The 12,966-nt window shown below is 70.6% G+C and carries 11 protein-coding genes; 4 read left to right on the top strand and 7 right to left on the bottom strand.

All coding sequences use genetic code 11. The features are described 5' to 3' along the window. The first annotated feature begins 5 nt into the window (after nucleotides 1-5). Together G3I54_RS20860 and G3I54_RS20855 are read left to right on the top strand one after the other, a co-directional pair. Nucleotides 6-1,229 carry a cytochrome P450 gene (locus G3I54_RS20860; protein WP_164616387.1) on the top strand — a complete coding sequence of 408 codons (1,224 nt, stop codon included), beginning with the start codon at nucleotides 6-8 and terminating at the stop codon, nucleotides 1,227-1,229. Nucleotides 1,230-1,234: 5 nt separating this feature from the next. After that, entirely contained in the window at nucleotides 1,235-1,960 is a 726-nt protein-coding gene (locus G3I54_RS20855; RefSeq protein ID WP_203686827.1) for a class I SAM-dependent methyltransferase, read from the top strand. Nucleotides 1,961-2,039: 79 nt separating this feature from the next. Here the strand turns inward: G3I54_RS20855 and G3I54_RS20850 are convergent, their stop codons facing one another. From G3I54_RS20850 to G3I54_RS20840, 3 genes are all read right to left on the bottom strand, one after another. Continuing rightward, nucleotides 2,040-3,026: an NAD-dependent epimerase/dehydratase family protein gene (locus G3I54_RS20850; RefSeq protein WP_164616386.1), complete on the bottom strand. Its 987-nt coding sequence runs from the start codon at nucleotides 3,024-3,026 to the stop codon at nucleotides 2,040-2,042. A 4-nt stretch (nucleotides 3,027-3,030) separates the two neighbouring features. Continuing rightward, entirely contained in the window at nucleotides 3,031-4,179 is a 1,149-nt protein-coding gene (locus tag G3I54_RS40015; protein ID WP_164616385.1) for a nucleotide disphospho-sugar-binding domain-containing protein, read from the bottom strand. 84 nt (nucleotides 4,180-4,263) lie between these two features. Beyond that, nucleotides 4,264-4,866: a dTDP-4-dehydrorhamnose 3,5-epimerase family protein gene (locus G3I54_RS20840; protein ID WP_164616384.1), complete on the bottom strand. Its 603-nt coding sequence runs from the start codon at nucleotides 4,864-4,866 to the stop codon at nucleotides 4,264-4,266. 205 nt (nucleotides 4,867-5,071) lie between these two features. Here G3I54_RS20840 and G3I54_RS20835 point away from each other — a divergent pair, with 205 nt between their 5' ends. Further along, a complete protein-coding gene (locus G3I54_RS20835; protein WP_164616383.1) occupies nucleotides 5,072-6,169 on the top strand; it encodes a winged helix DNA-binding domain-containing protein in 1,098 nt (365 codons plus the stop codon). A 125-nt stretch (nucleotides 6,170-6,294) separates the two neighbouring features. On the opposite strand, the gene rfbA is transcribed toward G3I54_RS20835, so the two are convergent. Next, complete coding sequence (rfbA, locus tag G3I54_RS20830; protein ID WP_164616382.1) at nucleotides 6,295-7,173, bottom strand: glucose-1-phosphate thymidylyltransferase RfbA; 879 nt, start codon at nucleotides 7,171-7,173, stop codon at nucleotides 6,295-6,297. A gap of 179 nt (nucleotides 7,174-7,352) precedes the next feature. Here rfbA and G3I54_RS20825 point away from each other — a divergent pair, with 179 nt between their 5' ends. After that, complete coding sequence (locus tag G3I54_RS20825; RefSeq protein ID WP_164616381.1) at nucleotides 7,353-8,570, top strand: class I SAM-dependent methyltransferase; 1,218 nt, start codon at nucleotides 7,353-7,355, stop codon at nucleotides 8,568-8,570. A 115-nt stretch (nucleotides 8,571-8,685) separates the two neighbouring features. Here the strand turns inward: G3I54_RS20825 and G3I54_RS20820 are convergent, their stop codons facing one another. From G3I54_RS20820 to G3I54_RS20810, 3 genes are all read right to left on the bottom strand, one after another. Next, complete coding sequence (locus G3I54_RS20820) at nucleotides 8,686-9,813, bottom strand: acyltransferase (RefSeq protein ID WP_239144461.1); 1,128 nt, start codon at nucleotides 9,811-9,813, stop codon at nucleotides 8,686-8,688. 314 nt (nucleotides 9,814-10,127) lie between these two features. Then, nucleotides 10,128-11,678 carry an acyl-CoA synthetase gene (locus G3I54_RS20815; protein ID WP_164616379.1) on the bottom strand — a complete coding sequence of 517 codons (1,551 nt, stop codon included), beginning with the start codon at nucleotides 11,676-11,678 and terminating at the stop codon, nucleotides 10,128-10,130. Then, on the bottom strand, nucleotides 11,675-12,784 hold the full coding sequence (locus tag G3I54_RS20810; RefSeq protein WP_164616378.1) for a nitronate monooxygenase family protein: 1,110 nt from the start codon (nucleotides 12,782-12,784) through the stop codon (nucleotides 11,675-11,677). The genes G3I54_RS20815 and G3I54_RS20810 overlap by 4 nt, the downstream gene beginning before the upstream one ends. Nucleotides 12,785-12,966: the final 182 nt, after the last annotated feature.

The raw sequence follows: 12,966 nt of genomic DNA, 5'->3' as shown, positions 1-12,966 counted from the left end.
GCACGATGACGACCGAATCCCGTTGCCCCGTCGCCCACACCCCCTTCCCCTACGCGCGCCAGGGGCCGTTCACCGCGCCCGCGCAGTATCCGGAAATGGTCGAGAAGGGTGTCACGCAGGTGACGCTCGCCCAGTCGGGCCTGCGGGTCTGGACGGTGACCGGCTACGCCAACATCCGCAGTCTGCTGACGGACCCCCGGGTGAGCGCCTCGCGCAAGCTGCCCGGCTTCCCCTTCTACTTCATCGCCCCGCCGGAGTTCCGCACGGAGACCTCCTTCATCGGGTACGACGCGCCGGAGCACACCCGGGCGCGGGGCAAGGTCGCCGCCGCGTTCACGTACCAGCGGGTGCAGAAGATGCGCGGGCGCATCCAGGAGATCGTCGACGAACACATCGACCGGATACTCGACCTGGCCCCGCCGGTCGACTTCCACCGGCTGTTCTCGCTGTCGCTGCCGACGACGGTGATCTGCGAGATGCTGGGCGTCCCGCAGGACGACCACGACTTCATCATCGAGCACAGCAACAACATGTTCGGCGGCCGCAGTACGCCCGAGCAGCGGCGGGCCGCGATCACCGAGGTCAACGCGTACGTCGAGAAGCTGGTGCGGCTCAAGACGGAGACGCCCGGCGAGGACGTCATCAGCATGGCCATCGCGGCGTACGAGGAGTCGGGCGAGGAGTACACGGAACGCGATCTGGTCAACATGGTCCGGATGCTGATGAACGGCGGTCACGAGACCACCGCGAGCATGATCTCCTTCGGCACCGCCGCTCTGCTGGAGCACCCGGAGCAGCTGGCGGAACTGCTGGCCGACCCGGAGAAGATGATCGGCCCGGCCACCGAGGAACTGCTGCGCGTGGTGACGATCGGCGACGTGGGGGTGCCCCGGGTCGCGCTGGAGGACATCGAGATCGACGGCACGGTCATCCCGGCCGGCGACGGGATCCTGTGCCTGCTGCTCACCGCCAACCGGGACCCCGAGGTCTTCCCCGACCCCGACGAGCTGATCCTGAGCCGGGGCAGCCGCAAGCAGGTCGGGTTCGGGTACGGGGCGCACCTGTGCATCGGCGCGGAGCTGGCCCGGTTGGAGATGCAGATCGTCTGGACCACGCTGTTCCGCCGGATCCCTTCGCTGCGGCTGGTCAAGCCGTTGGACGAGGTGCCCCGCAAGGAGGGCGCGATCGTGTACGGCGTTCACGAGCTGCCCGTCACCTGGGACGTGTGAGGGCCATGGGCGAAGAGGTGTACGGCTCCGGACTCGCGGAGATCTACGAGCTGATCTACGCCGGCCGCGGCAAGGACTACCCGGCGGAGTCCGCCGAGGTGGCCGCCCACGTACGGGCCCGGAGGCCGGACGCGAGCACACTGCTCGACGTGGCCTGCGGGACGGGCGGCCACATGGCCTTCCTGCGGGAGACCTTCGACGTGGTGGAGGGGCTCGAACTCTCCGAGCACATGATCGCCAAGGCCGGGGAGAGCATGCCCGGCCTTCCGGTGCACGCCGGCGACATGCGGGACTTCTCGCTGGAGCGGTCCTACGACGCGGTGATCTGCATGTTCAGCTCCATCGGGTACATGGACACCCCCGAGGAGTTGGAGGCCTCCCTGAGCGGCATGGCCCGGCACCTGACGCCCGGCGGGGTCATCGTGCTCGAACCCTGGTACTTCCCGGACGCGTTCCTTCCCGGGTACATCGCGGAGGACCTCGTGCGGTCCGACGGCCGGGTCACGGTGCGGATCTCGCACTCGACCCGCGAGGGCGACCGGGTCCCGATCGTCGTCCACTACCTGGACGCGCTGAAGGACGGCGGGATCCGGCACTTCACGGACGTGCACCGGATGCGGTTGTTCACTCGTGATACCTATGAGCGGGCCTTCGAGGAGGCGGGCTGCTCGGTCGAGTACATCCGCACCGACCGGTTCGGCTGCGGGCTGTTCGTCGGCGTGCTGAAGTGAGAGCGCCGCGCTGAAGCGGACGAAGGGGGTCCGGGCCAGTTGGCCCGGACCCCCTTCCTCGTTCCGCCCGCCGGTCCGCCTACCGGCCGACCACCGGTTGGTGCTCCGCCCGGTCCGTCCGCCACATGTCCCGCAGGGAGACGGCGAGGGTGGTCCGGGGCCGCCAGTCGAGCAGCTGCGCGGCGCGTTGGATGTCGGCCCGGGTCCAGGCGCCGCCGAGGCTGCGGACCTCCTGGGCCCGTTCGTCGAGGATCTCGGCCGGAAAGCCGGCGGCGGTGACGAAGAGCCGCACCAGGGTGGGCATGTCCACGGCCGTCCCGCTGCCGATGTTCACGGCCTGGCCGGTCGCCCTCGACTCGGCGGCCTTCAGGACCGCTTCGGCGACATCGCGTACATCCACGAAGTCGCGCCGCGCGTCGCCCAGGGTGACCGGCATCCGGTCACCGGTGGCCACCGCCTCACGCAACAGCGCGACGAGCTTGCCGGGAAAGCTCTCGGGCGACGGGTGGGGGCCGCTGACGTTGGCGACCCGCAGGACCAGCCCGTCCGCCGCACCGGTCCGGGTGGCTGCCAGCACCGCCTGCGAACCGGCCAGTTTGCTCCGGGTGTACGGGGTCACCGGGCGCGGATGGAGCGCCTCGTCCATGACGGTGCCCGCGGAGACCTCGCCGTACTCGTGCATCGTGCCGATGTGGACGAGGCGGACACGTCTGTCCACGGTGCCCAGGGCCGCGAGGAGGCGGCAGACCAGACCGAGGTTCAGGTCCGCCAGGTCCTCGTCGGTCCTGGCCCAGCCGTCGGTGGCGTTCGCCGCGTCGGTGGCGTTGACCACGACGTCCACCCGGTGCTCGCGCAGCAGCCGGCCGATGCTCTCGGGCGAGGCGTGGGCGAGGTCGAGCCCGGCGAACCGGTGGGTGGCGACGTGCGGCCGGGGCCGCCGGGCCACGGCGAGGACGTGGTGGCCGCGCCGGGCGGCCAGCTCGCAGACGTGTCTGCCGAGCCAGCCGGTGCCGCCGAGGACGGCCGTCCGGAGTGCGCCGGGCGCGCCCGGCCGGGGCGTGGGCACGGCCCTAGGCCGTCCTGTGCCGCAGGACGAGGTCTTCGAGGACCGGCACGACCGCGCCGGGCGAGGGCTGCCGGGCGATCTCCTCGCGTACCTCCATGGCCCGCTTGGCGTAGCCGGTGTCCTCCAGCAGGGTGCGGCAGGAGTCCAGCAGGCTCTGCGGGGTCAGGTCGGCGGGCGGCAGGTGGCGCACCGCGCCGAGGTCGGCGAGCCGGGCGATGGCTTCCAGGGGCTTGCCGCGGCCGGGGACGACTACCTGGGGGATGCCCTGGGCGAGGCAGGCCATCATGGTGCCGGGGCCGCCGTGGTGGACGGCCGCGTCGCAGCCGGGCAGCACGGAGGTCAGCGAGATCCATCCGGCGGCGACGACCTTGTCCGGGAGCGTGCCGAGCTTGTCGACCAGGTGGTCGGCGACCGCGACGACCAGCTCCGCGTCCAGGGTCGCGAGGGCCTGGATCATCTGGCCGAGCATCGGGATGCCGCCGATCTGCGGCTGGACGGACCCGAGGGTCACCAGCAGCCGGGGCCGGGTGCGGGGCTCGTGGACCCAGCCGGGCACGGCGCCCGGCTCGCCGAAGGGGACATACCGTACGGGCTGCGCCCCGGGCGCCGGGTCGCCGAGCGCCGGGGGGCAGTTATCGAGGACCAGGGCGGGCGGGGGCAGCTCGGCCAGCCCCAGGCGCTCCAGTTCCGGGGTCATCTCCCGCTCCACCGCGTCGGCGACCGGCAGATCGCCGGGGCCGACGATGTGCTTGACCCACGGGACGCCGTGCATCCCGGCGGCGATGGCCGGGGCCGCGAAGGAGTACGAGTCGGTGATCACGAGGTCGGGCCGCCAGCGCCCGACGAGCTCGACGGTGGCGTCGACGGTCCGCGCGGCCAGCCGGCCGAAGCCGGCTCCGACGCCCGCGGCCATGTCGGCGTCGTTGTCGGGGACGCGGACCGGCCGGCCCTCCCGGTCCAGGGCCATGACCTCGCCCATGTCCAGGGGGCCGTGCACCGGCGTCATGGCGAGACCGGAACCGCGTACGGCGGATTCGAAGCTTTCGGGGACCGTCACGAGCACCTCGTGACCGGCGGCGCGCAGCGCCCAGGCAATGGGCACGACCGGGAAGTACAGCGGGTGGGCAGGCCCTGTGGCCACGAGAATCTTCATGTTCCGGAACCTAGGAGCCGGTGCCTGATTCCCGCTCGAATCCGGCTGGTCGCGGCCGGGGCCGGGCGCCGTCGGCGTACCGTCTCAGCGGGCGAGTCGGGCGTCCAGCTCCAGGCACTGTTCGTAGTCGGGCAGCACCCCCGACTCCAGGGCCTGTGCGAGGCTCTGGGCCACCCGGTCGCGTTCCGAGACGACCGGTTCGATGCCCTCGGGCAGGGGCAGCGCCAGGTCGGGGTCGTCCACCGACAACGCCAGTTCGTTCTCCGGGGCGTAGGCCAGGGACAGGGTGTAGGCCATCACCGTGTCGTCCTCCAGCGCGACGAAGGCGTGGCCCAGACCGACGGGGAAGTACACCGCCCGGAAGTCCACCGGGTCGAGGACGACGGTGGCGTGGCGGCCGAAGGTCGGCGAGCCGCGCCGCAGGTCCACGATGATGTCGAGCGCCCGGCCCCGGGGGCAGTGGACGTACTTCGCCATACCCGGCGGAGTGCGGGTGAAGTGCACCCCGCGGACGACGCCCCGGCGGGAGCGGCTGTGGCTGATCTGTTCCACCGGGAACAGCCGATGCCCGGTCTGCCGGACGAACGCCTCCTCCTGGAAGGGCGACACGAACGCGCCGCGTGGGTCCGCGAACACCTGCGGGGTGAAGACGTGCGCGCCGACGACACCCAGTTCCTTGGCTTCCATGAGCCGTTCCTCTCCGTTCCCCGTGAGCCGGTCGGGCGACGGTCGTGCCCGCGCAGATGCTGGGTCCGCCGTCTGGAGTGCGGGTGGGGAATGACTGGAGGCGTCCGCCCGGGGACTCGCCGAAGTGATCGCGGACAGTGGATGACCGCGATCCCGGCTATCGTCCGGCACAGTTCCCGCCTCGCACGCGCTCCGGAAGGACACCATGGCACTGCTCACCCGCCGGAGCCTGAACAGGGCCACCTCGCAACGGCAGTTGCTGCTGGAGCGGACCGGCCTCTCGGCGTTGGAGGTGACGGAACGCCTCGTCGGACTGCAGGCACAGGACCCCGATCCGCCCTACATCGGCCTGTGGAGCCGGGTTGCGGACTTCCGCCTCGACGATCTGACCCGGCTGCTGTACGAGCGCCGGGTGGTGCGCGCGACGCTGTTCCGGGGGACCCAGCACCTGCTGAGCACCGAGGACTACCTGTGGGTCCGGCCGCTCCTGCAGCCGATGCTGGACCGGTGGCAGAAGGGGGCCTTCGGCAAGTTCACCGCCGGGCTCGACCTGGCCGAGATCGCGGCGTTCTCCCGGGAGTTCATCGGTGAGGGCACGGTGACCCGGGTGGAGCTGGGCCGGGCCCTGGTGGAGCGGTGGCCCGGCACCGACAAGGTCGGCATGGCCCGGTCGGTGCAGGGGCTGCTGCCGGTGGTGCACCCGCCGCCGGACGGCACCTGGGGCAAGCGGGGGGCCACGCCCATCGCGCTCGCCGACCACTGGATCGGCCGGAGTCCGGCCGTCGAGGAGCAGGCGGCCCGCAAGCTGGTCCTGCGCTACCTGGCCGCGTTCGGCCCGGCGACGGTCAAGGACGTCCAGGCCTGGAGCGGGATGACACGGCTGCGCGAGGTGGTCGACGGCCTGGGATCTCAACTGCGGCTCCACCGCGACGAGGCCGGCCAGGACCTTTACGACCTCCCCGACGCCCCGCTGCCCGACCCGGACACCCCGGCGCCGGTCCGGTTCCTCGCCGCGCTCGACAACGTGGTCCTCAGTCACTTCGACCGCTCCCGGATGATGGACGAGGTGGTGCGCAAGCACATCGTCGTCGAGGCGGCGGTGACCGTGGACGGCTTCGTGCAGGGGCTCTGGCACATCCGGCAGGAGAAGGCCGGGGCCACGCTGGTCGTCAAACTGTTCCGGCCATTGACGGGAGCCGAGGAGGAGTCCGTCATGGCGGAGGGCGACCGTCTGCTGCGCTTCGCCGCGGACAAGGCCGAACGCCATGACATCGAGTTCCGGCCGGTGGACCGGGGGGCCTGACCAGCCCCCCTGCGGGCGACCGCCGGGGGGCGGCCGCGCGGATCATCCGGTGGGGGGAACTCCCCCCACCGGATGAGCATGCCGAGAGACCGTAGCCGTCGTACGCCCACCGAGGAGGACAGACTCTAGAGGCCGGCGAGCTCCTCGGCGATGGCCATGACGTACTGCCCGTAACGGGACTTGGAGAGCCGGACGCCGAGGCTGTGGCACTCGTCGCTGGTGATGTAGCCCATGCGCAGGGCGACCTCCTCCACGCAGGCGATGCGTACGCCCTGCCGCGCCTCCAGCGTCCCGACGTACTGTCCGGCCATCAGCAGCGACTCGGGGGTACCGGTGTCCAGCCAGGCGAAGCCCCGGCCGAGGTCGACCAGCCTGGCGCGCCCGCGCTCCAGGTACCAGCGGTTCACATCGGTGATCTCCAGTTCGCCGCGCGCCGACGGCCGGACGTTCTTCGCGACGTCCACGACGGAGTTGTCGTAGAAGTACAGCCCGGTGATGGCCCGGTTGGACCGCGGGTGCGTGGGCTTCTCCTCGATGGACACGAGCCGGCCGTCGGCGTCGACCTCGCCCACACCGTAGCGCTCGGGATCGTTCACCGGATAGCCGAACAGAACGCACCCGGACACGTCCCGGCTGTTTTCCGTGAGTACGGAATAGAAACTGTGCCCGTGAAAGATGTTGTCGCCCAGAATCAGGGCGACCGAGCTGTCGCCGATATGGTCGGCGCCGATCACGAATGCTTCCGCGAGTCCGTTGGCCTCGATCTGTTCGGCGTATTCGATCTGAAGCCCGAGATGTGATCCGTCGCCCAGCAGCCGCCGGAACTGCGGGAGATCGTCGGGGGTCGAGATGACCAGGATCTCCCGAATGCCGGTCAGCATCAGAATGCTCAGCGGGTAGTAGATCATCGGTTTGTCGCCGACCGGCAGCAGCTGCTTGGAAACGGCGATGGTCACGGGCTGGAGTCTGGTTCCGGATCCGCCCGCAAGAATGATCCCCTTCACCGGGTGACACCTCTCGATCACTGGTTGCACAACACCGCAGGGCGGTCAGTGCACCATGGGGCATTCGAGCAGGTCTCGATGTGCGCTCGAATCCGGGGTCCTTCTCGAATGAGCGGGCGTGGCACCCCGTCAAGTTCCTGTCGAGCAATTTTCGAGAACCCGCGCCTACGGTCACCGACATGACTTCATGCCGTATCTGCCAAGGCGTGGTGCAGGAGTTCTTCGACTTCGGCCGACAGCCTCTCTCCGACGCCTTCCGCAGGCCCGAGGACAGCTCGGAGGAATTCTTCTACCGGCTCGCCGTGGGCGTCTGCGAACAGTGCACCATGGTGCAGCTGATGGAAGAAGTGCCCCGCGAACGGATGTTCCGCGCGGACTACCCGTACCACTCCTCGATGTCCTCGGTGATGCGGGACCACTTCACCCGCACCGCCCACCAGCTGCTCGCGGCGGGCGGGCGGGGTGAGGACCCCTTCGTGGTGGAGATCGGCTGCAACGACGGGGTCATGCTCAAGACCGTCGCCGAACAGGGCGTCCGGCACCTGGGCGTGGACCCGTCCCGGGATGTGGCCGAGCTGGCCGCCGGCAAGGGCGTCCGCGTGCAGATCGACTTCTTCCAGGAGTCGACGGCCACCGCCATCCGCGCGGCCGACGGACCAGCCGACGTGATCTACGCGGCGAACACCATCTGCCACATCCCCTACCTGGACTCGGTGTTCCGCGGGGTCGACGCCCTGCTGGCCCCCGACGGCATCTTCGTGTTCGAGGACCCCTACCTCGGGGACATCGTCGAGCGCACCAGCTTCGACCAGATCTACGACGAGCACTTCTACCTGTTCTCGGCCTCGTCCGTACGGGCCACCGCGCGCAGGTTCGGCTTCGAACTCGTCGACGTCGAGCGCCTCCCGGTGCACGGCGGCGAGGTGCGCTACACCATCGGCCGCGAGGGGCGTCGGGAGCCCGCGGCGGCCGTCGACGCGCTGATCGCCGAGGAGCGCAAGCGCCAGATCGTGGACATCACGATCCTGGAGAACTTCGCCGTCGAGGTGAAGCGGAACTGCGAGGCGCTCACCACGCTGCTGGCCCAGCTGCGCGAGCAGGGCCACACCGTCGCCGCGTACGGCGCGACGGCGAAGAGCGCCACCGTCGCCAACTACTGCGACATCGGCCCGGACCTCGTTCCGGCGGTGTTCGACTCGACGGCGGCCAAGCAGGGCCGGCTCACCCCCGGGACGCACATCCCGGTCCGGCCGATGGAGGAGTTCTCCGCTCCGTACCCCGACTACGCGCTGCTCTTCGCGTGGAACCACGCGGACGAGATCATCGCCAAGGAGCAGGAGTTCCGCGCCCGGGGCGGGAAGTGGATCGTGTACGTCCCCGAGGTGAAGATCATCTGACCGGACGGCCGACGGCCACCGATGCGCGTCCGTGCGCGCCCTCCCCCACTCCAGGGGGAAGGCGCGCACGGACGCGCGAGCCGACCGCGCCGTGCGGCACGCGGACGGCCGTCGGTCAGGCCCGGATCACCGGTTCGGGGGTCGTTCGAGCGGTGTCCTTCGGCGGGGCGGGCCTGCTCCAGCGCCGCATCGCCGGGCGCTCGACGCTCACGTACAACAGCCAGGCGAGCAGCATGCTGACAGCGATCACGAGAGCGCTCTCATAGAGCGCACGCGAAAGCGTCGACTGGCGCATCCAGCCATCGGGTTTGGACATGCCGAGCGGTCCGTAGCCCAGGACGAACCAGTGCACCATGTAGAGCGCGAAGGAGATCTCCCCGAGGAAGACCATGGTCCGGCTCTTCAGGAGCGTGCGCCGGCCGTCCGCGTCGGCGGTGGCCGCGGCGGCGATGACCAGGGCGAGGAAGAACGCGATCCCGGACGACTGACTGAACGTCTCCGGCAGCGTCTTGACGATGACGAGATAGCTCGCCAGCGCCAGCACGACGGCGGGCAGGAGGCCGAGGCGGATCCACCGGCCGCTCAGGACGATCTGCGCGACCAGCATGCCGAGAACGAACTCCAGCGCCCGGACGACCGGGAAGTAGTAGACGAACCACTCCTCCCACCACGGGATCGAGCTGGCCAGGGAGTCGGTCATGGTCGGGGTGTCCGGGAGCAGCCAGGCCACGAACGGCATCACGCAGATCGCGACGGCGACCACCCCGGCCCACAGCCAGAGCCGCCGCGCCCTGACCCTGCGCACCAGCAGCAGCAGCGCCGGGAAGCAGAGGTAGAACAGCAGCTCACAGGCCAGTGTCCAACTGGCACCGCTGGAGGCGAAGTTGAGGACGACCTCCTGGGAGGGTATCCAGCTCTGCACGAGGAACAGGGTGGGCAGGGTGTTGGCCGCCGTGACCGGGTTCCCGTACACGAGCATGAGGACGGTGACGACGGCCAGGGTGACGAGGTGGTTGGGGTAGATCTTCACCAGCCGACGACGCCAGAACAGACGTTTGGTGTCGGTGGGCCGGGCCACCCAGGTCAGCACGAAGCCGCTCAGGACGAAGAAGAACACCACCCCGGTCGGCCCGGCCGGGTAGAGGTAGTCCCCGACGGAGGCGACCCACGGCTCCTGCACCCGGGGCACGACCACGATGGTGATGTGGCAGATCAACACCATGAAGGCGGCGACGAACCGCATTCCGGTCAGGGAGGGGAGCCGCGCCGGGAAGGCGTCGGGGGATGGGGGGCTGGACGGGGGTGTGGCGGCGCGCCCGCGTGGTGGCGGCGCTCCGGCATCGTTGTCGGGACGTTGGTTGTGTGGTTGCGAGGGGCCCTTCATGGTGACCAACATGAGCCGGTCGGCTTGAGGACTCCTCGGAAACCGCCTCACCACCCGGGCCGTTCCGCGAGAAGGACATCGCGCGCTCGTCGGCCCTGCGGCCTCCTCGTCGGCGCGTGGTGACGGCATTCCGGGCGGGAACGGCCGTGGTCCGTCCGGTTCGGCACAATCCGTCACAGGGGTCGCTCGAAGCCCTCCCAGTACGGTTCGCGCAGGCGTCGTTTGTAGAGCTTGCCGTTGGGGTCGCGGGGCATCGCGGTGATGAAGTCGAGGCTGCGGGGCCGTTTGTACCCGGCCAGCCGCTCCTCGCAGTGGGCGAGGATCGCGGCGGCGAGCTCGCCCGACGGCTCGTGGCCCTCGGCCGGTTCGACGACGGCCTTGACCTCCTCGCCCCGGTCGGCGTGCGGGATGCCGAAGGCGGCGGCGTCCGCGACGGCCGGGTGGGTGAGCAGGGCGGACTCGATCTCGGCGGGGTAGATGTTGACGCCGCCCGCGATGATCATGTCGATCTTCCGGTCGCGGAGGAAGAGGTAGCCGTCCTCGTCCAGCACACCGAGGTCGCCGACGGTGAAGAAGCCGCCGATGCGGTTCTTGCGGGTCTTGGTCTCGTCCTTGTGGTAGCTGAAGCCGCCGGTGCTCATCTTCATGTAGACGGTGCCCAGTTCGCCCGCCGCGAGCCGGTTTCCGTCGTCGTCGAAGACGGCCAGTTCACTGATCGGCCAGGCCTTGCCGACGGTGCCGGGCTTCTTCAGCCAGTCCTCGGCGGTGGCGAACGCGCCGCCGCCTTCGCTGGCCGCGTAGTACTCCTCGACGCAGCTCCCCCACCAGTCGATCATGGCGCGTTTGACGTGGTCGGGGCAGGGCGCGGCCCCGTGGATGGCGTGCCGCATCGAGGAGACGTCGTAACGGGCCCTGGTCTCGTCGGGGAGTGCGAGCAGGCGGTGGAACTGGGTGGGGACCATGTGGGTGTGCGTGCAGCGGTGGGCGTCGATGAGGCGCAGCATCTCCTCCGGCGCCCAGCCGTCCATCAGGACCAGCGGGTGGCCGATGTGGAGTGCGGCGCCCGCGAATTGGAGCACGGCGGTGTGGTAGAGCGGGGAGCAGACGAGGTGGACGTTGTCGTCGAACGGCCGGATGCCGAAGATGCCGAGGAACCCGCCGAGGTAGGTCTCCTCGGGCCGTTTGCCGGGCAGCGGACGCCGGATGCCGCGCGGGCGGCCGGTGGTGCCGGAGGTGTAGTTCATGACCCAGCCGAGGGTGCGGCCGTCCGGCGGGGTGGCGGGGTGGCCGTCGAGGAGTTCGGCGTACGGGCGGCTGCCGGGGACCGTGCCGACGCCGTAGCGGTGGGTGGCGGGCAGCTCCGCCTCGTCGGCGGCGGCCGTCGCGGTGGCGGCGAAGCGTTCGTGGGCGATCAGGACGCGGGCCCCCGAGTCGGCGACGATCCAGGCGATCTCGGGGCCGACGAGGTGGTGGTTGACCGGGACGAGGTAGAAGCCGGCCTGTGAGGCGGCGAGGTAGGCGGTGAGGAGTTCGACGCCGTTGGGCAGGACGACGGCGAACGCGTCGCCCTCGCGCAGCCCGGCCGCGCGCAGACCGTGGACCATGCGGTTGACGTCGGCGTGCAGTCGGCCCGCGCTCCACTCCTCGCCGTCGGGGGCGATCAGGACGGTGCGGTCGGGGTCGGCGGCGGCCTGGGCCCAGAAGCCGTTGGGCGGCTGGTTCACGTGGCGCTCCTTCCGGCGATGCGGTTCATGCGGGTGACGGCCCGTTCGAAGCCGCGGGTGAGGTCGTCGACCACGGCCTGGACGCTGCGTTCGCTGGTCATCCGGCCGACGATCTGCCCGACGGGCGTGCCGAGCAGCTCCCCGACCTCGTACTTCTGGATCCGGGAGACGGCCTCGGCGACCAGCAGCCCCTGGAGCGGCATGGGCAGGGTGCCTGGCCCTGCCGCGTCGTCCCAGGCGTCGGTCCACGCGGTACGGAGCTGGCGTGCCGGTTTCCCGGTGAGGGCGCGGGAGCGGACCGTGTCGCCGGAGCCCGCGGCCAGGAGTTTGGCGGTCAGCGCCGGGGAGTGCAGGTCGGCCTCCTCGGTGGTGAGCCAGAGGGAGCCGAGCCAGACGCCCTGCGCGCCGAGGGCGAGTCCGGCGGCGACCTGTTCGCCGCTGCCGATGCCTCCGGCGGCGAGCACCGGCAGCGGGGCGACGGCCTCGACGACCTCGGGGACCAGCACCATGGAGCCGATCTCCCCGGTGTGGCCGCCCGCTTCGTACCCCTGGGCGACGACGACGTCGATGCCCGCCTCGGCGTGCCGCCGGGCGTGCCGGGCGCTTCCGGCCAGGGCGGCGACGAGGACGCCGTGGTCGTGGGCGCGCTCGATGACGTCGGCGGGCGGGGAGCCGAGGGCGTTGGCGAGGAGTTTGATCGGGTAGTCGAAAGCCACGTCGAGCTGGCTCCGGGCGACCTCCTCCATCCAGCCGGTGATGCGCCAGCCGGACGCCTCTCCCTCGGCCAGTTCGGGCACGCCGTGGCGGGCCAGGAGATCCCGCACGAATCCGCGGTGCTCGGCCGGGATCATCGCCTCGACATCCGCCTCGGTGACGCCCTCGACCTTCTTGGCCGGCATGACGACGTCGAGGCCGTACGGCTTGCCGTCGGCGTTCTCGTGCAGCCGGTCCAGGTCACGCGCGAGGTCCTCGGGCGCGGTGTAGCGGACCGCCCCGAGCACGCCGAAGCCGCCGGCTCTGGTGATGGCCGCGGCGACCTCGGGGAACGGTGTGAAGCCGAAGATGGCGTGCTCGATTCCCAGTTGCCGACTCAGTTCCGTCTCCATGGGCGGCAGGATGCCGCAGCCGGGCGGACGAGGGAAGAGATTTTCTGATGCAGTGTCAGATTCTTTGCGGCCCTGGAGGCGCCCGGGAGCGCGAGGGTGACAGTAACCTCTGCGGCGGCGGGAACTTTCACTGCTCGGCGAGATTTCGGAAGTTACTTTCGCGCGGGCGCCGGCACCCGGGG

The sequence above is a fragment of the Streptomyces sp. SID14515 genome, from assembly GCF_010548505.1.
GTDB lineage: Bacteria > Actinomycetota > Actinomycetes > Streptomycetales > Streptomycetaceae > Streptomyces > Streptomyces caviscabies.
This window is presented reverse-complemented; position numbering and strand designations above follow the sequence as displayed.

What these genes read in the sequence shown, in the direction of transcription:
- G3I54_RS40015 (WP_164616385.1), bottom strand. Translation starts at nt 4,179, where the DNA reads ATGAAGATTCTCGTGGCCACAGGGCCTGCCCACCCGCTGTACTTCCCG.
- G3I54_RS20835 (WP_164616383.1), top strand. Translation starts at nt 5,072, where the DNA reads ATGGCACTGCTCACCCGCCGGAGCCTGAACAGGGCCACCTCGCAACGG.
- G3I54_RS20825 (WP_164616381.1), top strand. Translation starts at nt 7,353, where the DNA reads ATGACTTCATGCCGTATCTGCCAAGGCGTGGTGCAGGAGTTCTTCGAC.
- G3I54_RS20840 (WP_164616384.1), bottom strand. Translation starts at nt 4,866, where the DNA reads ATGGAAGCCAAGGAACTGGGTGTCGTCGGCGCGCACGTCTTCACCCCG.
- G3I54_RS20860 (WP_164616387.1), top strand. Translation starts at nt 6, where the DNA reads ATGACGACCGAATCCCGTTGCCCCGTCGCCCACACCCCCTTCCCCTAC.
- G3I54_RS20820 (WP_239144461.1), bottom strand. Translation starts at nt 9,813, where the DNA reads ATGCGGTTCGTCGCCGCCTTCATGGTGTTGATCTGCCACATCACCATC.
- G3I54_RS20855 (WP_203686827.1), top strand. Translation starts at nt 1,235, where the DNA reads ATGGGCGAAGAGGTGTACGGCTCCGGACTCGCGGAGATCTACGAGCTG.
- G3I54_RS20810 (WP_164616378.1), bottom strand. Translation starts at nt 12,784, where the DNA reads ATGGAGACGGAACTGAGTCGGCAACTGGGAATCGAGCACGCCATCTTC.